The sequence below is a fragment of the Mycobacterium sp. 1245111.1 genome (assembly GCF_001673405.1).
Classification (GTDB): Bacteria; Actinomycetota; Actinomycetes; order Mycobacteriales; family Mycobacteriaceae; genus Mycobacterium.
The window spans coordinates 105,148-127,791 of sequence record NZ_LZLV01000155.1 but is presented as its reverse complement, the minus strand read 5'-3'; the positions used below and the strand labels follow the sequence as shown (position 1 = coordinate 127,791).

Here is a 22,644-nt window from a genome sequence, read left to right as displayed (position 1 = left end):
CAGGAGATTTTGATGACTTCAGCGACCATTCCCGGTCTGGATTCCGCCCCGACGAACCATCAGGGCTTGCTGTCCTGGGTCGAGGAGGTCGCCGAGCTGACCCAGCCGGACCGCGTCGTCTTCGCGGACGGCTCCGACGAAGAGTGGCAGCGGCTGGCCGACCAACTGGTCGAGGCGGGCACCTTCACCAAGCTCAACGAGAAGAAGCACAAGAACTCTTACCTGGCGCTGTCGGACCCGTCCGACGTGGCGCGGGTCGAGTCACGAACCTTCATCTGCTCGGAGCGCGAAGTCGACGCCGGCCCGACCAACAACTGGAAGCCACCGGCCGAGATGCGCGCGACCATGACGGAGCTGTACCGCGGCTGCATGCGCGGACGCACCATGTGGGTGGTCCCGTTCTGCATGGGCCCGCTCGGCGCTGAGGACCCCAAGCTCGGCGTGGAGATCACCGACTCCGAATACGTCGTCGCCTCGATGAAGGTAATGACCCGAATGGGCAAGGCCGCGTTGGAAAAGCTCGGTGACGACGGCTTTTTCGTCAAGGCATTGCACTCGATCGGTGCTCCGCTGGAGCCCGGCCAAAAAGATGTGCCGTGGCCGTGCAATGACACCAAATACATCACGCACTTTCCCGAGACCCGCGAAATCTGGAGCTTCGGTTCCGGCTACGGCGGAAATGCGTTGCTGGGCAAGAAATGTTATTCGCTGCGGATCGCCTCGGCGATGGCCCACGACGAGGGCTGGCTCGCCGAGCACATGCTGATCCTCAAACTGATCTCGCCGGAAAACAAGGCGTACTACTTCGCCGCGGCGTTCCCGTCGGCCTGTGGCAAGACCAATTTGGCGATGCTGCAGCCCACCATCCCCGGCTGGCGCGCCGAGACCCTCGGCGACGACATCGCCTGGATGCGGTTCGGCAAGGACGGCCGGCTGTACGCGGTCAACCCCGAGTTCGGTTTCTTCGGCGTCGCGCCGGGCACCAACTGGAAGTCCAACCCCAACGCCATGAAGACCATCGAGGGCGGCAACACCGTCTTCACCAACGTCGCGCTGACCGACGACGGCGACGTGTGGTGGGAAGGTCTGGAGGGCGAGCCCGACCACCTGATCGACTGGAAGGGCAACGACTGGATCCTGCGCGAGACGGATACCAAGGCGGCGCACCCCAACTCGCGCTACTGCACTCCGATGTCGCAGTGTCCGATCCTGGCCCCGGAGTGGGACGACCCGCAGGGCGTGCCGATCTCGGGCATCCTCTTCGGCGCCCGCCGCAAGACGACGGTCCCGCTGGTCACCGAGGCCCGCGACTGGCAGCACGGCGTGTTCATGGGTGCCACGATGGGCAGCGAGCAGACCGCTGCGGCGGAGGGCAAGGTCGGCGACGTCCGCCGCGACCCGATGGCCATGCTGCCGTTCTTGGGCTACCACGTCGGCGACTACTTCCAGCATTGGATCGACCTCGGGAAGAACGCCGACGAGTCGAAGCTGCCGAAGGTGTTCTTCGTCAACTGGTTCCGCCGCGGCGACAAGGGTGAGTTCCTGTGGCCGGGCTTCGGCGAGAACAGCCGCGTGCTGAAGTGGATCGTCGACCGCATCGAGCACCGGGCCGGCGGCCAGGAAACCCCGATCGGCGTCGTGCCCACCGCGGACGACCTCGATCTGAACGACCTCGATGTCGACCCCGCGGACGTGGACCGTGCGCTGGCGGTCAACGTCGACGAGTGGCGTCAAGAACTGCCGCTGATCGAGGAGTGGTTCGAGTTCGTCGGCGACAAGCTGCCCACCGGTGTCCGCGACGAGTTCGAGGCCCTCAAGCAGCGCCTCGCCGAGTCCAACTAGGGCGACGCCGCCTCCTCGGCAGGGTTGCCACAACCAAAAGCTCGGCGAGCCGAACTCTCGGATACGGCGGTGCTGACCAGCAAACTTCTGGTGCGCCCCGTGTTCATTCGCCTAGCCAGTCTATGTTGCTGGATGGGTGGTTGGCGGGTACCTTAGCGGCGTGACAACAACCGCGGGGGCTGTAACGCAGTCACGTCTCCGATCGCGGACGTTGTTCCGTTCGCTGGGCATCGTCAGCGTCGTCATCGTCCCCGCATTGGTACTGCGCATCCTCGGCATCGAGGTAGAGCCCGTCCTGGGTCTGCTGGTTTACGGCGGCGCCGTCGTCGGGGCCAGCTTCGTCCTGGCCTGGGCCGCCGAGGCCGCCCAGATCGACGTGTCCGGCAGCCTGGCCGTCGCGGTACTGGCCGTCATCGCGGTCCTTCCCGAATACGCCGTCGACCTGTACTACGCGTTCACCGCCGGCCACGTGCCGGAGTACACCCAGTACGCCGCGGCGAACATGACCGGATCGAACCGGCTGCTGATGGGTCTGGGGTGGCCGGTCGTCGTCTTGGTCAGCGTGCTGGTGGCCCGCCGCGGCTCCGGACGCACGCTCGACGGCGTGGAGCTCGAGGCCAGCAACCGGGTGGAGATCGGTTTCCTGATGTTCGCCGGCGTGGCCGCGTTCGTCATCCCCGTCACCGGCCGCATCCACATCGCGTTCGGCATCGCGGTGCTGGGCTGGTTCGGTTTCTACCTGTACAAGCTGAGCCGCGGTGACGTCGAGGAACCCGAGCTGATCGGTACCGCCGCGGCACTGGGTGCGCTACCGGACCGGGTGCGCCGCGTCGTGGTGGCCACGCTGTTCCTGCTCGCCGCGGCGGTCATCGTGACGTGTGCAAAACCGTTCGCCGACAACCTGATCGGGGCCGGAACCAAGCTGGGTATCGACCGCTTCCTGCTGGTGCAGTGGCTCGCGCCGCTCGCGTCGGAGGCCCCGGAGTTCATCATCGCGACGATCTTCGCGTCCCGCGGTAAGGGTGACATCGCGATCACGACGCTGATCTCGGCGAAGGTCAACCAGTGGACGCTACTGGTCGGGTCGTTACCGCTAGCGTTCATGCTCGGCGGCGGAAGTGCCGCAATGCATCTGGACGGCCGCCAGATCGAGGAGATCGTGCTCACCGGCGCGCAGACCCTGATGGGGGTGACGCTGTTGCTCGGCCTGCGGTTCCAGCGCTGGAGCGCGTGGGCGCTGCTGGTGTTGTTCGCCGTGCAGTTCCCGCTCACCTCGACCGAGGGACGGCTGGCGCTCAGCGGCGTCTACGCGGCCATCGCCGTTGCGGCGCTGGTGCGGTATCGGCGGGAGTTGCCGGCGACGCTGTCCGCGCCGTTCGGTGGCCGGGCCAAGCGGCACGGCGGCCACCCGCATCCGCACCCCGAGCGCGTGCATTCGTCCTAGTCGGCGGGCTTCGCGAGCCCTCTTGACAGCTGTCAAGTTTTGCGGCGGTACAGTCTGCCCATGCAGATTCGCGAGCACACCTCCGGCCAGGGTGGCGCCAACAAGCCCGCCATCATCCTTCACCCGTCCGGCACGGTAATCACGTTCGACGAACTGGAAGCCCGGGCCAATCGACTGGCGCATTACTTCCGGCAGGCCGGCCTGGTCGAGGGTGACGCCGTCGCGATCCTGATGGAGAACAACGAGCACATCCACGCGGTGATGTGGGCGGCCCGGCGGGCCGGGCTGTACTACGTGCCGATCAACACGCACCTGACCGCGCCGGAAGCGGCATACATCATCGACAACAGTGCCGCCAAGGCGATCATCGGATCGGCCGCGCTGCGTAAGACGTGCGAGAACCTCGCCGAACATCTACCCCACGGTCTGCCGGACCTGCTACTGCTCGCCGGCTCCGAGGCCGGCGACCTGGACGGCTGGGCGCGCTACCCCGAATGCGTTGCGGACCAACCGGATACGCCCATCGCCGACGAGATCGAAGGCGATCTGCTGCAGTACTCGTCGGGCACAACGGGCCGACCCAAGGGCATCAAGCGGGCGCTGCCGCACGTGCCGCCGGCCGAAGCGCCGGGCATGATGTCGGCTCTGGTCGGCTTCTGGATGCACCCGGACGCGGTGTATCTCAGCCCGGCACCGCTGTATCACACGGCGCCGTCGGTGTGGTCGATGACGGTGCAGGCCGGCGGCATCACCACGGTGATCCTGGAGAAGTTCGATCCCGAAGGCTGTCTGGACGCCATCCAGCGTCACCGCGTCACGCACGGACAGTTCGTCCCGGTCATGTTCACCCGAATGCTGAAACTGCCCGAGGCGACCCGTAATTCGTACGACCTGTCCAGCCTGGAACGGGTGATGCACGCGGCGGCTCCCTGTCCGGTGGAGATCAAGAAACAGATGATCGACTGGTGGGGGCCGATTGTCGACGAGTACTACGCCTCCTCGGAAGCCATCGGCTCGACGTTGATCAGCGCCGAGGAGTGGCTGGCCCATCCCGGGTCGGTGGGCAAGCCGATGATGTGTCAGCTGCACATCCTCGACGAGAACGGCAACGAGTTGCCGCCCGGGCAGCCCGGTGAAATCTATTTCGAAGGCGGCTTTTCCTTCGAATACCTCAACGACTCGGAGAAGACGGCCGCGTCCCGCGACAGGCATGGCTGGGCGACGGTGGGTGACGTCGGCTACGTCGACGAGGACGGCTACTTGTACCTCACCGATCGTCGCCACCACATGATCATCTCCGGTGGGGTGAACATCTATCCGCAGGAAGCCGAGAACCTGCTCGTCACGCATCCGAAAGTGCTTGACGCAGCGGTGTTTGGGATTCCCGACGACGAGATGGGCCAGAGCGTCAAGGCCGTGGTGCAGACGGTCGACCCGGCCGATGCGACCGATGAATTCGCCACCGAGCTGACCGCATGGGTGCGGGAGCGGTTGGCGCATTACAAGTGCCCGAAGTCGATCTCGTTCGAGGCGCAGTTGCCGCGGACCGACACCGGCAAGATGTTCAAACAAGAACTGATCAAGAAGTATTCGGTGTGACACTGCGCATTGTCGACGTATCGGAGCCCGACTCCGCGATCGACTGTGCGGCGTTGGGCGATCCGCTTGTCGCCGTCGGCTCGTTGGCCGGCGCCTCCGAATATTGGTTGGAGCGAGCAACTTTCACGCTGACCGAGGATGCTTCAGCCGACCGCCGGGCGATCACTGTGGCGTCGGTCGACAAGGCTGTGGCCGCATTGACCGAGCGCGTCGAGCGGTGGCCGATCGCGGCCGCGACGTGTGACGACGTGCTGCGCTCGGTAGACCCCGCGGCCCCGGCCCTGCCGGGCGTGGTGAGCGAGTCGCTGGCCTACTCGACGCTGCAGGCCGGCCCGGAGTTCGCCCGCTGGCTGGCCCACCGTGGCCCGGCCACGGTGCCCGACATTCCCGATCCGGTGCAAGTCCGCCGCGACGGCGACACCCTCCACATCGCGTTCAACCGCCCGCAACGGCACAACGCGTTCTCCACCGATGCCCGGGCCGCGCTGTTGGAGGCCTTGGCTGTGGCCCAACTGGATTCGTCGGTCGACGAGGTTGTGCTGACCGGCAACGGGCCGTCGTTCTGCAGCGGCGGAGACCTCGACGAGTTCGGCACCTTCACCGACCCGGCCAGCGCACATCTGGCCCGCACCCGCCACAGCCCGGCACTGGCACTCGACGCCGTCACGTCACGGCTCGGCGCGGCATGCCGCGCCGAGGTGCACGGCCGGGTGCTGGGTAGCGGGCTGGAGATGGCCGCCTTCTGCGGCCGGATCACGGCGGCGCCCGATGCGGTGTTCGGGCTGCCCGAGCTGGCCCTCGGCCTGATCCCCGGCGCCGGCGGCACCGTCAGCGTGACCCGTCGGATAGGGCGCTGGCGCACAGCCTTTTTGGTGCTCAGCGGGCAGACGCTCGACGCGGCGACCGCGCTGGCGTGGGGCCTCGTCGACGCTCTGGCCTGACGCGCCGAGTGGCCACTTATGGCGCTGACATCGCGGAAAACTCGGCCGAAACTGGCCACTCGAGGCGCTAAAGCCCGCCGCGGGAGATGAGTTGGGTGGTGATCACGTTGCGTTGGATTTCGTTGGTGCCTTCGCCGACGATCATGAGGGGGGCGTCGCGGAAGTAGCGTTCGACGTCGTATTCGGTGGAGTAGCCGTAGCCGCCGTGGATGCGCACGGCGTTGAGCGCGATTTCCATGGCGGTTTCGGAGGCGAACAGTTTGGCCATGCCGGCTTCCATGTCGCAGCGCTCGCCGCGGTCGTAGCGTTCGGCGGCATACCGTGTCAGTTGACGAGCCGCGGTCAGCTTGGTGGCCATGTCGGCCAGGTAGTTGCCGATCGACTGGTGTTTCCAGATCGGCTGGCCGAAGCTTTCCCGTTGTTGGGCGTAGGCCAGCGCATCGTCCAGCGCCGCGGTAGCCACCCCCAACGCGCGCGAGGCGACTTGAATACGCCCGGTCTCAAGGCCTTTCATCATCTGCGCGAACCCTTTGCCGGCAACCTCGCCCAGGATCGCCGTGCGTGGTATCCGGTAGTTGTCGAAGGACAGCTCGCAGGTCTCCACGCCCTTGTAGCCCAGCTTCGGCAGATCCCGCGACACCGTCAGCCCGGGCCCGTGCTCGACCAGCAGCACCGAGATCCCGGCGTGCCGCGGTTGGGCGGCCGGGTCGGTCTTACATAGCAGCGCGATCAACCCCGAGCGACGCGCATTCGAGATCCAGGTTTTGGCGCCGTTGACCACCAACTCCTCACCATCGGACAGCGCGGTGGTCGACATGTTTTGCAGATCGCTGCCACCACCGGGCTCGGTCAGCGCCATCGTCGCCCGCACTTCACCGGTGGCCATCGCCGGCAGATACCGCTGTTTTTGCTCCGCGGTACCGAACAGCGTCAGCAGCTTTGCCACCACGGTGTGCCCGCCCATCGCCCCGGCCAGGCTCATCCAGCCGCGCGCCAATTCCTGGGTCACCAGCGCATAGCACCACATCGACACCGGCGTCCCGCCGTACTCCTCAGGTACGGCCAACCCGTAGATCCCGATGCGCTTCATCTGCTCAATCCACGCTTGGGGATACTCATTGGCATGCTCGACCTCGCGCACCGTCGGCCGAACCTCTTTATCGACGAACTCACCCACCGTCGCGACCAACATCGCCTCATCGTCATTCATCGGCCCATGGTGGCACGGTGACCGTCGGCCCCTACTTCGACCAGGTGCACGCCGGTCAGGTCTTCACCGGGGCGCCGTCGATGACGCTCACGCCGGGGTTGGCCGCGGTGCACCAGAGCATCCTCGGCGACCGGTTACGGCTGCCGCTCGACGCCGAGCTATCCGCTGCGGTGACGGGTGTGCCGGGGACGTTGGCGCATCCCGGCCTGGTCTGCGACGTCGCGATCGGGCAGTCGACGCTGGCCACCCAGCACGTCAAAGCAAACCTGTTCTATCGCGGCCTGCAATTCTTCCGATTCCCGTCGATCGGCGACACGCTGTTCACCCGCACCGAGATCGTCGGGCTGAAGAAAAACTCCGCCAAACCGGGCCGCGCGCCCACCGGGCTGATGGCGCTGCGGATCACCACCATCGACCAGGCCGACCGGCTGATCCTGGACTTCTACCGCTGCGCGATGCTGCCGCTGAGCGCCGACGCCGACCCCGATGGCTCCAACCATGCCGACGACTTGTCGACGATCGGCGCCGACCTGGCCACGCCGCCGTCCGCCGCGGCCGAATGGAACGGCGACGTCTTCCGCAGCCGGGTCACCGGCCCGCATTTCGACGCCGGCCTGGCCGGGCAGGTGTTGCACAGCAGCGCCGACGTGGTCACCAGCGCACCGGAGCTGGCTCGCCTGACCTTGAATCTTGCTGGCGTCCACCATGATTCACGGCTGGGGGGACGTCGACTGGTCTACGGTGGGCACACCATCGGGCTGGCGCTGGCGCAGGCCAGCAAGCTGCTGCCGAACCTGGCGACCGTCCTGGGCTGGAAGTCGTGCGACCACACCGGCCCGGTGTACGAGGGCGACACCCTCTACAGCGAACTGCACATCGAGTCGGCCGAGCAGACCGACGGCGGCGGTGTGCTCGGGTTGCGGTCGGTGGTCTACGCCTTCAGCGGCAATCCCGACGACACCCGACAAGTCCTCGACTGGCGTTTCACCGCGCTGCAATTCTGATGCTGGTCGAAGCCCGCCGCGTCGCCGCCGATATCGGCGAGCTGCTCGGCGCGGCGGTCGACGCTGACATGATGCTCGCGGGCCGCGCGGCGCTGCTGAATCTTGGCCAGCCCGGCCGGATCTCGGCCGGCGGTGCCACCCGGCTACTGCCTACGTCCGACGGGTGGTGTGCGGTCGCGCTGCCGCGGGACGACGACATCGCCGCGCTGCCGGCCGTGCTGGAAGTCGACACGGTGACCGATCCGTGGGCCGAGTTATCCCGCTGGGCGGCAACGCGACCGGCGGCGGAGGTCGTGAAGCGGGCCCAGCTGCTCGACATCGCCGCAGCGGCACTGGGCGAGGCCTCGGCGGGTGAGCCGATTGTCCGGCCGTGCGGTCCCACCGCGCCGCCGCGACCAGCCGACGGGCGACTCGTGGCCGATTTGTCGTCGCTGTGGGCAGGCCCGCTGTGCGGGCAACTCCTCGCCCGAGCGGGCGCGACCGTCGTCAAGGTGGAAAGCCCGAAGCGGGCCGACGGCACCCGGCGCGGCGAACCGGCGTTCTTCGACTGGATGAACGCCGGAAAGCTTTGCTACGCAGTCGACTTCGACACGCACGCGGACGCCGTCCGACGGCTGCTCGGCGTCGCCGACATCGTGATCGAGGGCTCACGGCCGGCGGCGCTGCGACGGCGTCACTTAGACGCCGAGAATGTGCCCGGCCCACCGGGCCGAATCTGGTTGCGCATCAACGGCTATCACGACCAACCGGACCGCCCGGCCTTCGGCGACGACGCCGCGGTCGCCGGCGGACTGGTCGGCGACGGGCCGGTGTTCCTCGGCGACGCGATCGCCGACCCGCTCAGTGGGTTGGAGGCGGCGCGGGCGATAGCGGAGTCGCTGCGCCGCGGCGGCGGCGAGGTGATCGACGTGGCGATGGCCCAGGTGGCCGCCCGCTACGCGGCGTTGCCAAAGTCGCCCGCACCGACGGCTGATAGCCCGATGGTGTCGCCGGCATCCGCGTTAGGCGCCGACAATGCCACCGTGGACCGTCTGGTGGCCGAAAGATGCTGATTCAGAACGCTGTAACGCTCGACGGGACGGCGGTCGACCTCAGAATGAGCGACCGCATCGACGACGTCGCGGCCACCCTGACGCCTCGGCCCGGTGAGGACGTGCTGGACGCAGCGGGCGGAACCGTGCTGCCCGGTCTGCACGACCATCACGTGCACCTGTACTCCGCTGCCGCGGCGGCGACCTCCCCGCGCGTCGGCCCGCCCCAGGTCCGCGACCGCGCCGGACTGGCCGCCGCATTGGCCGCCGCCGAGCCCGGCGACGACGGCTGGATCCGCGCCGTCGGCTACCACGACTCGGTCGCCGGACCCCTGGACCGCGACGCCCTCGACGCCATCGCCCCGGCGATTCCGCTGCGCGTCCAGCACCGCAGTGGAGTGCTGTGGATCCTCAACTCAACTGGCTTGCAGCGCATCGGTCTTGGCGATCATCCCGACGGCCGACTACGTAGCACCGGCTCCTGGGCCGAGGCCGTGGGTCGCAGCGAAACCAGCCTGGCCGAGCTCAGCGAGCGGCTCGCCCGCTACGGCGTCACCGGAGTCACCGATGCGACACCGGATCTCGCGATCGCCGACATTGTGGGCTTGTCGCAACTGCATCGGCGCGGCGAACTCCGCCAGCACGTGCACTGCCTGGCTCCCGGCAAACGCATCCTGCACGACGACGACCTGGACCTCGAGCAGCTTGCCGGCTGGATAGCCGAACGGCACCGCGACGACCATCCGGTGGCCGTCCACTGCGTCACCGCAGCTCAGCTATTGGTGACGATCGCCGCGCTGCGCGAAACCGGTTGCCACCCAGGCGATCGCATCGAGCACGCCGCGGTCGTCCCGGCGGACAGCATGAACGATCTCGCCGACCTCGGAATCACCGTGGTGACCCAGCCGAATTTCGTCGCCGAGCGCGGTGATCAGTACCTCGACGAGGTGCCGGCCGACGAGCACGATCAACTCTGGCGGGTGGCCTCGCTGCTCGACGCCGGCGTGCCAGTGGCACTCTCCACCGACATGCCATTCGGCGACGGCGACCCGTGGGCGGCGATGCGCGCCGCCGTGCTCCGCACCACGCCCAGCGGGGTGGTGCTGGGTGCAAGCGAACGTGTCCCGGCCCGAACGGCTTTGACGATGTTCCTGGGCCACCCCGACCATCCCATCCAGCCACGTCGAATCGCGCCCGGCGAACCCGCCGACCTGTGCGTGCTGAGCGTCACGCCGGAAACCGTGTTAGCCGAACTGGACGCGGGTATGGTCGCCGCCACCGTCATTGGCGGACGCCTCGCGTAATCAGTGTGGCAGCTCGCGGAACGGCGTGTTCTTGTACGGCTCAGGCTCTTTCGGCAGGCCGAGAACGCGTTCGCCGATGATGTTGCGCTGAATCTGGTCGGTGCCGCCGCCGATCGAGGTGAAGTAGGCGTTCAGCGTCCGGAAGGTCACGGCATCGCCGACTGGGTTGTCCGGGCCGGTCAACATGGCTTCCGCGCCGACGATTTCGGTTTCCACCCGTGCGGTCTCATGCAGGATCCGTGACATGGCGATCTTTCCCAGCGCCATCAGCGTGGCCGACTCGACGCGATCGGTGGCGGCCTTCGACCGTTGGGCGTTCCACCGGTTGACCGCGGCCAGCGCGTCGACGCGGGCGATCTGCTGACGAATATAGGGATCGTCCAATCGGCCGGCCGCGCGCGCCAATTCGACCAGCAGATGGCCCTTCTCGTCGCGCGGCCGCTTGGCTTCTTTGGCGGTGCGGGCAATGTCGGCCATGAACCGTCGCTCGTAGCCGAGCGCGGTCTGCAGCACCGACCACCCCGCGTTCAACTCGCCGACCAGGTTCTCCCCCGGCACGCGGGCGTCTTCGATGAAGACCTCGTTGAACTCTGATTCGCCGGTGATCTGGTGAATCGGCCGGACCTCGACGCCGGGCTGCTTCATCGGCAGCATGAAGAAGCTGATGCCCTGATGCTTAGGCACATTCCAGTCCGTCCGGGCCACCAGCATGCCGTAGTCGGCCGTCTTGGCGAACGATGTCCACACCTTCTGGCCGTTGATCACCCACTCGTCGCCGTCACGCTCGGCCCGGGTCCGCAGTCCCGCCAGGTCGGAGCCGGCACCGGGCTCGCTGTAGAGCAGACACCATTTGGTCTCCCCGCGGATCGACGGCGGAATCAGCCGTCGCTTCTGCTCCTCGGTTCCGAGTTCGTGCAGCGTGCAGGCGAACAGGTTGCCGCGGTCGTGCCCGCAGCCGTGCGCTCCGACCGCAGCGAATTCCGCTGCCACCAAGCGAGATTGAGCATCGGTGAGGCCACGGCCGTAGAACTCGGGTTCCCAGCTGGGGGTGGCCCACCCGGCGTCGACGACGATGTGAGCCCAGCTGCCGCGGTCGATGTGCGGATTCCAGTTGTCCGCCAACCACTTCCGGACCTCGGCGCGAAGTTCGTCGTCGTTCATCACGCTCCGATCCGCCGCATATACCGTTCCCGATGCAGCGACGCGCTGCCTAGCAGCTGGGCATCGCTGCGGGCACGCCGCAGATACAAGTGCGCAGGATGCTCCCAGGTGAACCCGATACCGCCGTGCACCTGGATGCTGGTCGCCGCGACGAAGACGAAGGCGTCTGAGCAATACGCCTGTGCCAGAGCAAGATCCGCCAGGCGAGACGGCGTGCCCAAGGCAAACGCCTGCGCGGCGAACCGCGCCGCCGACACCGCGGACTCGGCTTCCAACAGCATGTCCGCACACATGTGCTTGACGGCCTGAAAGCTACCGATGGCGCGGCCGAACTGGAAGCGGGTCTTGGCGTACTCGGTGGCCATCTCGACCACGCGCCGAGCGCCGCCGGCCTGCTCGCTCACCAGGGCCAGCGCGGTGCGGTCCAGTGCCGCGTTGAAGTATTCGACGCCGGCGCCCGGCGTGCCGACCAAAATCGCTGGGGTGTCGACGAATTGGAGCCTGCACTGCTTGCGGGTCGGATCGACGGTCGACAGCGGTGTCACCGACAGGCCGTCCGCGCCGGCATCGACCGCGAAGACGGCCGGGCCCGCATCGGTCGTGGCCAGCACGTAGATCCGCTGCGCCGACAGCCCGTCGAGCACGAAATGCTTGTAACCGGTGACGTGCCAGGTATCACCGATGCGGCCCGCCGACGTGGCGATCGTCGACGGCACCACGGCCGAGCCGTCTTCGGCGAAGGCCGCCGTCGCGACCAGTTCACCCGCGGAGATGCGCGGCAGCACAGCCGCGCACTCCGCGGCGTCACCGGTCTCGGTCAGCAGGCTCGGCACCAGCACCGCCGTCGACAGGAACGGGCTGACCAGCAGCGCCCGACCCATCTCTTCCATCGCGATGCCCATTTCGACCGGACCCGCCCCGGCGCCGCCGTGCTCCTCGCCGACTAGCAGGCCGGTCAGACCCATGGCCGCGAGCTCTCGCCAGACCGTGGGGTCAAAACCCTTGTCGGTGGCCATTTGTGCACGTACCTGAGCCTCGCCGGAGTGGCGGGCCATCAGGTCGGCGACCGCGCCGCGCAGCGCCCGCTGTTCGTCGCTGACGGCGAATGGTGTCACGCCGTCGCGGCCAGCGCCGACCGCAGGCTCTCGCACTGGCTGGCGAAAAACGCTTTGGACACAGAGGCTTTCGGGACGATGAGGTCGAAGCCATGGAACGCGCCCGACACCGTCTCGACGTGGCACGGCACCCCGGCCGCCGTGAGCCGCTCGGCGTAGGCGAGGTCCTCGTCGTGGAACAGGTCGTTGGTGCCGACCCCGATCCACGCCGGCGGCAGCCCGCTCAGATCCTCGTGGCGCGCCGGAACCGCGACGTTCGGGTCGGCGTTGCCGAGGTAGGCCGCCCAGCCGAAGCGATTGCTCTTCGGGCTCCACAACCGGTAGTTCGGCTTCTCCGGCGTCGACCCGCTGCGGTCGTCGAGCATCGGGTAGGCGAGCAGTTGCAGGCTCGGCTTGATCTCGCCGCGGTCGCGCGCCAGCAGCGCCAAGGCGGCGGCCAACCCGCCGCCGGCACTCGCCCCGCCGATCGCCACCCGGGCCGGGTCGACCGCCGGCAGGGCGGCCAGCCAGGTCAGCGCCGAATAGCAGTCCTCCAGCGGCGCGGGGTAGGGGTGCTCGGGAGCCAAACGGTAGTCCACCGCCGCGACGGTGATGCCCAGTTCGCGCGCGAACCGGCGGCACAGTTCGTCGTCCTGCTGCGCGTTGCCGATGACGTAGCCGCCGCCGTGAATCCAGAGCAGCGCAGGACCGGGCTGGCTGACGCCCGCCGGACGGTGCAGCCGCACCCCGACACCGGAACGCAGGATGAGCGCCTCGACATCGCCCTTGCCGCTCCCGCCGCGCTGGATCACCGACGAAAGCTTGCGGATCAGTTTCAGCGATCTCGGACCGACGAGTGAACGGGGCGCGAAACGGGCGATTGTGCGGAGGTCGGGATGGAAATCGGTGCTCGGCATCGATCCAGTATGGCAACGTCGTCGGGCGCCATGTCCCGGGCTCCGCCGTTAACGCGGAAAACTTGAGTGCGTCCCAATATTGGCTCTTCGCTACAGCACAGTCACGGCGCCGGAGCTTCAAGAACATCATCCGATCCGCCTGTTCATCGGAGCCGGAATGCCATTCGGGTTGTGGCACAGGGTCACCGAGCGATTCGCCTCAGCCCGAGTGCTGGAATTCTATGCATCCACCGAGGGAGATGCGGTGCTAGCCAACGTGGCGGGGACAAAGATCGGGGCCAAGGGCCGGCCGCTGCCGGGCAGCACCGAGATTCGGCTCGCCGGATACGACGCCACGACGGGCCGGTTCATCGAAGATGAGCACGGTTTCGTGCGCCCCTGCGCGAACGACGAGATCGGCGTGCTGTTGGCGAAGTCGCGCCCGGGACTCGACGCCGCGCGCGTGTCGATGCGCGGGGTCTTTGCCCAGGGAGACACCTGGATCACCACAGAGCACCTGTTTCGCCGCGACCGCGACGGCGATTATTGGTTTGTCGATAACAGGAACACCGTGATCCAGTCGATGCGCGGGCCGGTTTTCTGCCAGCCGATTTGCGACGCCCTGGGCGACATCACCGTGATCGACTTGGCCGTGGTCTATCCCGTCGCTACCGACGCCCACGACGTCGCGGTCGCAGCTGTGATGCTCGGCAGCGGCGGCAGCCTCACCGCGGCCAGCCTGACCGCCGCGTTGAGTAGCATCCCGCTCAGGCAGCGTCCCGCCATCGTGCATGTCGTTCACCGGATACCGCTGACGCCGTCTTACCGCCCGCTGTCGACCACACTGCGAGCGGCCGGGCTGCCGGCGCCTGGGCAGACAACCTGGTACCACGACCACACCGATGGCAACTATCGACAATTGGCCACCGCTGTCGGCCCGTCACTGCGTCTGCTCCCGGAACCCGCGCCGAGCGTCTGAGGCCGATTCCGCGTCAGGCCTTTCGATCAGTCAGATCGGCATCGCGCCCTGTGGTGGCGATGAAGTCATCGAGGATGTGGACCACCGCTGCGGGTGACTCGACGTGCGGGAAGTGCCCGACACCGGCGAGCACCTCCAGCCGACTGCCGGGCACGGCTTCGTGAGCGGCGCGGCCATGGGCAACGGGAATGATCCGGTCCTCTTCGCCCCAGATCAACAAAGTCGGCAAGCCATGGCTGACATGGATTTTGCCGAGCGCGCTGACCGCCTGGCCGCGGTAATCGACTACCGAGCGCAACGTCCGTAGGAACGCCTGCCGCGTCTCCCGATCTGCTAACGACGAATATGCGCTCCACATCTCGCCGGCGCGGGGTGACTGGATTCCGGCCGCTGTGAGCCACGAACCCAGTTTGTTGCCGATGTTCAATACTGGCTGCGGCGCAACCACCGGCAGCACCAGCTCCGTTCCGGGGGCCGACAGTATCCGCAATATCCAATTCAGGTCTGGGCCCAGGCCGCCGCTGCTGATGAGAGCGAGGCGTTCGCAGCGGTCGCGATGTTGATAGGTGAACTGCATGGCTACACCGCCGCCTAGCGATTGACCGACCACCGTCGCCCGGCTGATGCCCAGTTCGTCGAGCAGATCACGCAGCAACGCCGCGAACGCGCCCAACGAATAATCCCCGCGCGGCTTGGTCGATTCGCCATGCCCTAGCAGGTCCGGTGCCACCACCCGGTACTTCTTCGACAATGCAGGGATGATCGCCCGCCAGGTCGCCGAGCTTCCCGCCATGCCATGAATCAGCAGCAATGCGTCGCCGGTCCCAGCGTCCCGATAGGCGACCCGTTCGCCGTGAAGATCGAGATAACGCATCTCGTTCATCTGAATCGGCCTCCGCTTGACGGTCTTCTGGCGTGCTCGCACCGTTACCTACGATACCGTAAGTTACCGATCAGTAGTTTTCCGACGCCGCTGGCGCACCGCCGCAATCGCCGTCTTGAGGCCGCGGCGGCGCCCCGACGCCAGGTCGGTCTCACCGGAACCGGGCCGAAGTCCGGCGAACATCCGCTCGCTACGCGTTTCCGCAGCGTCGTCAGCGGTGTCGCGTAAGAAGCGGTCTGGCAGCGATAGTTTGGCGATAGTGCGCCACGTCTTGCCGTACTGCGACAGGAAAGGGCCTGTGGTGTACGGCAAGTCGTACTTGTCGCATAGCTCGCGCACGCGTAGCGAAATCTCGTGTAACCGGTTGCTCGGAAGATCGGAAAACAGGTGATGCTCGATCTGGTAGCACAAGTTGCCGCTCATGAACCGCAGCACCGGCCCGCCCTCGAAATCGGCGCTGCCCAACATCTGGCGCAGATACCATTCGCCCTTCGATTCGCCGATCATGTCGGTCTTTGTGAATTTCTCTGCACCATCGGGGAAATGCCCGCAGAAGATCACCGCATTGGCCCAGATGTTACGAATGATGTTGGCCACCGCGTTAGCCAGCAGTGTCGATTTGTAGGTCGCCGCCGGTGACAGTGAGGTCAGCGCCGGGAACGCGACATAGTCTTTGACAAGCTGCCTTCCGGCTTTGGCTGAGAATTCGCGGATCTGCTGAAGAGTGGCGTCGCGGTCCGAACCGCCGTGCAGGATGTTGCCGAATTCGATGGGCTGCAGGCCAATTCCCCACTCGAACCCGAGCATAAGGATGGTGTTGTACAGCACGTTGCCCAGGGTGTAGCCCTTCCAGGGCTGGTCACGGGTGACCCGCAGGGTGCTGTAGCCGACGTCATCATCCATGCCGAGGATGTTGGTGTACTTATGGTGCTGAAAGTTATGGGTGTAGCGCCAGTGCTTGGATACCCCGGGCATGTCCCACTCCCAGGTCGAGGAGTGGATCTCGGGATCGTTCATCCAGTCCCACTGGCCGTGCATGACGTTGTGGCCGATTTCCATGTTCTCGATGATCTTGGCCAGGCCAAGCGTCACGCTTCCCGCCCACCACGCGGAACGTTTCGAGCTGGCGGCAAGCGCGAGTCGGCCGGCAACCTCGAGGGCCCGTTGGATGGCGATGGTGCGGCGGATGTAGCGCGCGTCGCGCGCGCCGAGGGAATCCTCGATGCCGAGCCGGATCGCGTCCAGTTCAACGGCGAGGTTGTCGATGTCGGCATCGGTCAAATGGGCGAAGGCCGGAACGTCGGTGATCGCCATGCCTGCCCGCCTTTCTTTCGCGTTGGTATGTCGGGCTTGGTTGTTTAGCGACGCGCACTCGGCTCGGCCGCCCGTTGCTGGCCGAGCCGGGCAGTACATCGGGTCGGGCAGTAGTAATGGCGACGGCGTTCGATCGGCGCATCCTTCGTTGCGCGACCGGTCATTTCGGCAACACGCTGTCCTGACCGCGATCGAGCGATTGAGAATGTACGGCGCGAGAGAAGACTCATCGGTTCTGGCGGCATAACGGCCAGACCCATTCCGTACCGGCTGAAGGTTTCAGCACTCTTGACATTACACGCATTGGGGCCTCGTGCTGACCGCCCGGGCCGGGACCGCCCGCAAAATCTTTGATTGACCGATGGCGCAGACCGGAGAATCCTCGAGGTGATCGCCGTATCTTCGCGCTAAGGAGGACGCCGGTGAACGACCAGGACGATCCGGGAGGGCAATGAGTTCAGAACATGCTGTAGAACAGGTGCCGCTATCGGAGATCCGCGAGGGCGACATGCTCCAAGATCCGCGGTCGGGCAAATGGATCAAAGTCTCGCAAACAGCTGACAACACAACGCGCGTCGCCAACGAGCGCCCGGAAGGGGAGACGGCGCCAGCAGAGGAGTACCGCGTCTACTACGGCGATGGAGGTGAGGAGGTCGATTCCCGGTTCGTCACGGGTCTCGTCAACCGTCAAGTGAGAGAGTAGGCGCGCTAGCGATGAGCCCCGTCTCTCACCTCGTGAACCAAGCGCGAAAACCAGCCCGCCTCAAGGGCTTTCCGTCGCCCTGCACGTTGGTCCACTCACCCGGAGCGTAGCTCTGCGGCCGTTTCTCGCCGTCGCGCAGGACGTCGAGGGTGCCGTCGTGGTGCTTGATGTAAGCGTCGCGGCGCATCGTCACTGATGCGTCGTTTGACGAATTACGTGATGAGAGTGCACACGAATCGAAAAGCCTTGTGCTCAACTAGAATTCGGGACCGTCTCTAGTTCAGCGAATCTTCTCGGGAATCGAGTTCAGGGCGTCCAGAACACGTTCTGCCAGTTCGCTGGCTTCCTTACCGCGCAGTTTGCTGTGCGACGCGATGGTGTCCCTTACCAGCTCGAGACGGAGGACGTAGGGCGATTTGGACGTCGTCGGTGAAGCCATGAGCTTTTCCTTTTCAATCGAGCATGTTGGCTCGCAACGGAGCGGCCCGATGTCTACGACATTACGCCGCTTATCGGCTTGGGGGTGCGTAACGTGGAGTCGGTCATTGGCGCAGAATCCCTTATGAGCTGGGCAGGGGTAGTATTTCGAGATCGGGACCAATCAGGCCCCCATGAGAAAGGGGTCCAGTGATGTCCGATAAATCTCCTCGCCAAACAATGAGTAAGAAGTCTGGAAAGTCGTTGAAGGAGAAGCGCGCCGCCAAGCACGCCAAGGCCGCCCTCGGCGCCGCGTCCACCGATGCGTTATTTCACGGCAAGAAGCACTGAAGGACAACGACTTTCATCGTCGGCGGCTAGGCACTAAAGGCCGACGAACGGTAGACGGCCCGAGTTCGGCAGCGTCGTCGTCCAGCTCGATCCGTCGAGCCTAGAGTTGGACCACGGCGTGCGCGACCCCGCAGTTTCCCGACCACGAATTAGTCACTACGTTTGCCGTTTGGCGGAGACTCTGCGGGGTACGCTGCCCCGATGACAATGACGTCGCGTGCAAAGTGGCTGCTCCGGGCCAAGCCCGGCGACTACATGCTGGCCTGGAGTGATGCGATGGCGTCGCTGCCCATCGTCGGGCGTCACCTCGAACCGCTCGGCGGCCTGACCGCGATGGGCGTCTGGGGTTACCGGCAGATGCCGCGTTTCCTGGCCGAGTCGAAGCAGGCGCCCCGCACCGACGCGCAGCGCCGGGCCGAGCGGGCGCTGACGAACGAGGTGTTGGCCGCCGCGCTGCGTGACGTGGTGCCGAGCAAGGATCTCGACATCGAATGGCCGGCTCCCGACAAGGCCCCGCCGGTCTGGCGCGCGCTGCGGCACCGCCGCTACCTGCACCGCACGTCGGTGCGCTACGGCAAGCTCCCGTCGCAGCTGCTGGATGTGTGGCGTCGCAAGGATCTGCCGGTCCGGCCGGCGCCGGTGCTGGTCTTCGTGCCCGGCGGCGCCTGGGTGCACGGCGGACGTCAGCTGCAGGGCTATGCGCTGATGTCGCAATTGGCCGAGATGGGCTGGATCTGCCTGTCGGTGGAGTATCGGGTCTCCCCACACAACCGGTGGCCGGCGCACATCACCGACGTCAAGACCGCGATCGCCTGGGCCCGTGCCAACGTCGACAAGTTCGGCGGTGACCGCGATTTCATTGCGGTAGCGGGTTGTTCGGCCGGCGGGCACCTGGCCGCGCTGGCCGGGTTGACCGGCAACGTTCCCGACATGCAGACCGAGCTTCCACCGGACTCAGACACGTCCGTCGACGCGGTAGTCGGAATCTACGGCCGCTACGACTGGGAGGACCGCTCGACGGTGGAGCGGGACCGATTCGTCGATTTTCTGGAGCGGGTCGTCGTCCGGCGCCGCATCGATCGACACCCGGAGGTGTTCCGCAACGCGTCGCCGATCGCGCAGGTACATCCAGATGCCCCGCCGTTCTTGGTGATTCACGGCAGCAGCGACGCGGTGATCCCTGTCGCGCAGGCCCGCAGCTTCGTGGAACGGCTCCGGTCGGTCTCGCGGTCGATCGTCAGCTACGTCGAGTTGCCCGGCGCCGGGCACGGCTTCGACCTGACCGACGGCGCGCGCACCGGGGCGACCTCGACCGCGGTCGGGCTGTTCCTGGACCAGGTTTACCGCAACCGGATGATCGCGGCCAAAGAGGTTATTTAGCCGCCGCGCAGTTGTAATGTCCGACGCATGAAGCGGCTGAGCGGGTGGGACGCGGTACTGCTTTACAGCGAAACGCCGAACGTGCATATGCACACGCTCAAAGTCGCGGTGATCGAGTTGGACGCCGATCGTCGGGACTTCGACATCGAGGCCTTCCGGCGGGTGATTCACAGCCGGCTCTACAAGCTGGAGCCGTTCTGCTATCAGCTGATCGAAGTGCCGTTCAAGATGCACCACCCGATGTGGCGGGAGAGCTGTGACGTCGACCTGACGTATCACGTGCGGCCGTGGCGGCTGCCGGCGCCGGGCGGTCGTCGTGAGCTGGACGAGGCGATCGGGGAAATCGCCAGCACGCCGCTGGACCGCGACCACCCGCTGTGGGAGATGTACTTCGTCGAAGGCTTGGCCGACAACCGGATCGCGGTGGTCGGCAAGATCCACCACGCGCTCGCCGACGGGGTGGCCGCGGCGAACCTGTTGGCGCGCGGGATGGACCTGGCGCCCGGGCCGCCGGTCGACAAGATGCGGTATGCGCCCGAGCCGGCGCCGTCGACCGGAGAGCTGGTGCGCTCCGCCGTCGCGGATCACATGCGCCATCTCGGACGAATTCCGGCGACCATCGGTTACACGGCGAAGGGCATCAACCGCGTGCGCCAGAGCTCGCGCAAACTCTCCCCGGAGCTGACGATGCCGTTCACCCCGCCGCCCACGTTCATGAACCATATGCTCACTCCCGAACGTCGTTTCGCCACAGCGACTCTGGCGCTCAGCGACGTCAAGGAGACCGGCAGGGCGCTTGGCGTCACGATCAACGACATGGTGTTGGCGTTGTCGGCGGGCGCGCTGCGCAAACTACGGATGAAATACGACGGGAACTCCGACCATCCGCTGCTCGCGTCGGTGCCGGTGAGCTTCGACTTCTCACCGGATCGGGTGTCGGGCAACCTGTTCACCGGCATGATGGTGGCGCTGCCGGCCGATGTCGACGATCCGCTCGAGCGGGTCCGGCTTACGCATGACTACGCGGTCGACGCCAAGGAGAGCCACCAGTTGCTCGGCCCGGAATTGGTCAGTCGATGGGCGGCCTATTTTCCGCCGGGGCCCTCGGAGTCGTTGTTCCGGTGGCTGGCCCGCCGAGACGGCCAGAACAAGGTACTGAACCTGCCGATCTCCAACGTCCCGGGTCCGCGGGAGCACGGGCGGGTCGGAGGAGCGTTGGTCACCGAGATCTATTCAGTGGGCCCGTTGACCGTCGGCAGCGGCTTGAACATCACCGTGTGGAGTTACGTTGACCAGCTGAACGTTTCGGTGCTTGCCGACGGCGCGACGGTCGACGACCCGCACGAGGTGACCGATGCAGTGATGGACGAGCTCGTCGAAATCCGGCGAGCTGCAGGGCTTTCCGAGAAGTTGACGGTGATCGAAGGGGCGCTGGCTCAGGCCTGAGTCTCCGCTTTCCTTCCTGCCGCTCGCCCAACTCAGGTGCTGCTGGGGCCGATGTGACTCTGCAGGTCACGCCGCGAGATCTTGCCGGTGCTGCCGCGCGGCAATTCGTCGAGCACGATAATCTCGCGCGGCACTTTGTAATTCGCCAGGTTGTCCCGGACGTGTTGCTTGAGGTCGTCCGCGGTGGCGGACGCGCCCGGTGTCAGCACCACGAACGCCGCCAGCCGCTGACCGTACTGTTCGTCGTCGACGCCGAGCACGGTGGCGTCGCTGACCTCGGGGTGCGCGGTCAGCGTCTTCTCGACCTCGATCGGGTAGATGTTCTCGCCGCCGGACACGATCATCTCGTCGTCACGGCCCACCACGTACAGTCGACCCGCGTCATCGAGCCGGCCGACGTCGCCGGACGCCATGAAACCGTCGTGGAAGTTCTTGTTCCCGCCAGAGGTGTAGCCCTCGAAGCGGTTGGAGTTGCGGACGAAGATCTGGCCCACCTCACCGGTGGGTACCGCCCGGTGCTCGGAGTCGAGAATACGAATCTCGGTGCCCAGGATGGGTTTTCCCGCAGTATCGGGCGCGGCCCGCAAATCCTCCGGCGTCGCGGACGCGATCATGCCGGCTTCGGTGGCGTTGTAGTTGTTGTAGAGAATGTTGCCGAACTCGTCCATGAACTTCGTGACGACGTCGGGCCGCATCCGCGAACCGGAGGCGGTCGCGAACCGTAACGAGCGACCGCTGTAGCGCCGCCGCACGTTGTCAGGCAGGTCCATGATCCGGTCGAACATCACCGGCACCACACACAATCCGGTGGCCTGGTGACGGTCGATCAGGTCCAACGTGGCTTCGGGGTCGAACTTGCGCCGAGTAACCACCGTGCAGCCCAGCGACGCGGCGAAGATCAGCTGCGAGAAACCCCAGGCGTGAAACATCGGCGCCACCACGACCGTCGTCTCCTCGGTGTGCCACGGCACCCGGTCGAGGATTGCCTTGAGCTCGGTCGTTCCACCGCCGGAATGCTTGGCGCCCTTGGGATTACCGGTGGTGCCGGAGGTCAGCAGGATCATCTTGCCCTTGCGATCCTTCTTGACCGGCCGCTCTCCGAGGTGAGCGCCGATCAGCTCCTCGACGGTGACTTCGCACTGCTCCGGGTTGTCTGTCCACGCGACGATGCGCAGGGTGCCGGGCTTGTCGGCCAGCGCGCGGTCCACCGATTCGACGAACTCCTCGTCGTAGATCACCACATCGGCGCCTTCGCGGTTGACCACGTCAGCCAACGCGGGACCGGCGAAGGAGGTGTTGAGCAGCAACACGTCGGCGCCGATCCGGTTCGCGGCGATCAGCGCCTCGACGAAGCCACGGTGGTTGCGGCACATGATCGCCACCACCTCCGGGGTTCCGTCGGGCAGCCGCTGCAACGCGGCGGTCAACGCGTCGGCGCGCTGGTCGAGTTGCCGGTAGGTCAGCGAGCCGATCTCGTCGATCAGCGCGGGACGGTTCGGGCAACGCTGCGCCGACATCCCGAATCCGCTTGTGACAGAGAGGCCTTCGCGGCGTGCCACTGCGGCGATGCGCAGGTACTTGTCGGGCCGCATCGGGGCGATGATCCCCGCGCGGACCATGCTGCCCAGCAGCCCGGACGCCATTG

The 22,644-nt window shown here is 66.3% G+C and carries 18 protein-coding genes and 1 pseudogene; 11 read left to right on the top strand and 8 right to left on the bottom strand.

Translation table 11 applies throughout. From position 1 onward, the window contains the following. Positions 1–12 precede the first annotated feature (12 nt). From A5658_RS26750 to A5658_RS26735, 4 genes are all read left to right on the top strand, one after another. Positions 13–1,842: a phosphoenolpyruvate carboxykinase (GTP) gene (locus tag A5658_RS26750; protein ID WP_067342497.1), complete on the top strand. Its 1,830-nt coding sequence runs from the start codon at positions 13–15 to the stop codon at positions 1,840–1,842. Positions 1,843–2,002: 160 nt separating this feature from the next. Further along, a complete protein-coding gene (locus tag A5658_RS26745) occupies positions 2,003–3,286 on the top strand; it encodes a sodium:proton exchanger (protein ID WP_067342495.1) in 1,284 nt (427 codons plus the stop codon). 60 nt (positions 3,287–3,346) lie between these two features. Then, the gene (gene fadD4 / locus A5658_RS26740; RefSeq protein WP_067342493.1) at positions 3,347–4,885 is read left to right on the top strand and encodes a fatty-acid--CoA ligase FadD4; all 1,539 of its coding nucleotides are present in this window, start codon (positions 3,347–3,349) and stop codon (positions 4,883–4,885) included. Between the two features lie 53 nt (positions 4,886–4,938). Then, positions 4,939–5,826 carry an enoyl-CoA hydratase/isomerase family protein gene (locus A5658_RS26735; RefSeq protein WP_369830574.1) on the top strand — a complete coding sequence of 296 codons (888 nt, stop codon included), beginning with the start codon at positions 4,939–4,941 and terminating at the stop codon, positions 5,824–5,826. A 67-nt stretch (positions 5,827–5,893) separates the two neighbouring features. Here A5658_RS26735 and A5658_RS26730 read toward each other — a convergent pair whose 3' ends face one another. Continuing rightward, positions 5,894–7,036: an acyl-CoA dehydrogenase family protein gene (locus A5658_RS26730; protein ID WP_067342491.1), complete on the bottom strand. Its 1,143-nt coding sequence runs from the start codon at positions 7,034–7,036 to the stop codon at positions 5,894–5,896. An 80-nt stretch (positions 7,037–7,116) separates the two neighbouring features. On the opposite strand from A5658_RS26730, the gene A5658_RS26725 reads away from it, so the two are divergent. From A5658_RS26725 to A5658_RS26715, 3 genes and pseudogenes are all read left to right on the top strand, one after another. After that, on the top strand, positions 7,117–8,040 hold the full coding sequence (locus A5658_RS26725; RefSeq protein WP_231997458.1) for an acyl dehydratase: 924 nt from the start codon (positions 7,117–7,119) through the stop codon (positions 8,038–8,040). Next, positions 8,019–9,092, top strand: a pseudogene (locus tag A5658_RS26720) (CoA transferase); the annotation flags it as partial. The gene A5658_RS26725 and the pseudogene A5658_RS26720, both read left to right, overlap by 22 nt. Next, on the top strand, positions 9,086–10,375 hold the full coding sequence (locus tag A5658_RS26715; protein WP_067342485.1) for an amidohydrolase family protein: 1,290 nt from the start codon (positions 9,086–9,088) through the stop codon (positions 10,373–10,375). The pseudogene A5658_RS26720 and the gene A5658_RS26715, both read left to right, overlap by 7 nt. On the opposite strand, the gene A5658_RS26710 is transcribed toward A5658_RS26715, so the two are convergent. Genes A5658_RS26710 through A5658_RS26700 form a run of 3 tightly spaced genes read right to left on the bottom strand, consistent with a single transcriptional unit; the run spans position 10,376 to position 13,547 of the window. After that, positions 10,376–11,536 carry an acyl-CoA dehydrogenase family protein gene (locus tag A5658_RS26710; protein WP_067342484.1) on the bottom strand — a complete coding sequence of 387 codons (1,161 nt, stop codon included), beginning with the start codon at positions 11,534–11,536 and terminating at the stop codon, positions 10,376–10,378. It lies immediately after the preceding gene. Then, positions 11,536–12,651, bottom strand: coding sequence for an acyl-CoA dehydrogenase family protein (locus tag A5658_RS26705; protein ID WP_231997456.1), 1,116 nt, complete (start codon positions 12,649–12,651; stop codon positions 11,536–11,538). The genes A5658_RS26710 and A5658_RS26705 overlap by 1 nt, the downstream gene beginning before the upstream one ends. After that, positions 12,648–13,547 (bottom strand): alpha/beta hydrolase, encoded by a 900-nt coding sequence (locus A5658_RS26700; protein WP_067342482.1) that lies wholly within the window; start codon positions 13,545–13,547, stop codon positions 12,648–12,650. Before A5658_RS26700 ends, A5658_RS26705 begins: the two co-directional genes overlap by 4 nt. 157 nt (positions 13,548–13,704) lie before the next feature. Here A5658_RS26700 and A5658_RS26695 point away from each other — a divergent pair, with 157 nt between their 5' ends. Continuing rightward, complete coding sequence (locus A5658_RS26695; RefSeq protein ID WP_156751666.1) at positions 13,705–14,505, top strand: hypothetical protein; 801 nt, start codon at positions 13,705–13,707, stop codon at positions 14,503–14,505. A 13-nt stretch (positions 14,506–14,518) separates the two neighbouring features. Here the strand turns inward: A5658_RS26695 and A5658_RS26690 are convergent, their stop codons facing one another. Both A5658_RS26690 and A5658_RS26685 read right to left on the bottom strand, forming a co-directional pair. Then, the gene (locus tag A5658_RS26690; RefSeq protein ID WP_067342478.1) at positions 14,519–15,388 is read right to left on the bottom strand and encodes an alpha/beta fold hydrolase; all 870 of its coding nucleotides are present in this window, start codon (positions 15,386–15,388) and stop codon (positions 14,519–14,521) included. 63 nt (positions 15,389–15,451) lie between these two features. Further along, complete coding sequence (locus A5658_RS26685; RefSeq protein ID WP_067342476.1) at positions 15,452–16,702, bottom strand: fatty acid desaturase; 1,251 nt, start codon at positions 16,700–16,702, stop codon at positions 15,452–15,454. Positions 16,703–17,153: 451 nt separating this feature from the next. Here A5658_RS26685 and A5658_RS26680 point away from each other — a divergent pair, with 451 nt between their 5' ends. Then, positions 17,154–17,405 (top strand): hypothetical protein, encoded by a 252-nt coding sequence (locus A5658_RS26680; RefSeq protein ID WP_067342474.1) that lies wholly within the window; start codon positions 17,154–17,156, stop codon positions 17,403–17,405. A gap of 280 nt (positions 17,406–17,685) precedes the next feature. Here A5658_RS26680 and A5658_RS28580 read toward each other — a convergent pair whose 3' ends face one another. Further along, on the bottom strand, positions 17,686–17,844 hold the full coding sequence (locus A5658_RS28580) for a DUF6307 family protein (protein WP_197503233.1): 159 nt from the start codon (positions 17,842–17,844) through the stop codon (positions 17,686–17,688). Between the two features lie 530 nt (positions 17,845–18,374). Here A5658_RS28580 and A5658_RS26675 point away from each other — a divergent pair. Both A5658_RS26675 and A5658_RS26670 read left to right on the top strand, forming a co-directional pair. Next, positions 18,375–19,553 (top strand): alpha/beta hydrolase fold domain-containing protein, encoded by a 1,179-nt coding sequence (locus A5658_RS26675; RefSeq protein ID WP_369830573.1) that lies wholly within the window; start codon positions 18,375–18,377, stop codon positions 19,551–19,553. Between the two features lie 27 nt (positions 19,554–19,580). Beyond that, on the top strand, positions 19,581–20,999 hold the full coding sequence (locus A5658_RS26670; RefSeq protein ID WP_067342470.1) for a wax ester/triacylglycerol synthase family O-acyltransferase: 1,419 nt from the start codon (positions 19,581–19,583) through the stop codon (positions 20,997–20,999). 32 nt (positions 21,000–21,031) lie between these two features. Here the strand turns inward: A5658_RS26670 and fadD12 are convergent, their stop codons facing one another. Next, complete coding sequence (fadD12, locus tag A5658_RS26665) at positions 21,032–22,642, bottom strand: acyl-CoA ligase FadD12 (protein ID WP_067342468.1); 1,611 nt, start codon at positions 22,640–22,642, stop codon at positions 21,032–21,034. Between the last annotated feature and the right edge of the window lie 2 nt (positions 22,643–22,644).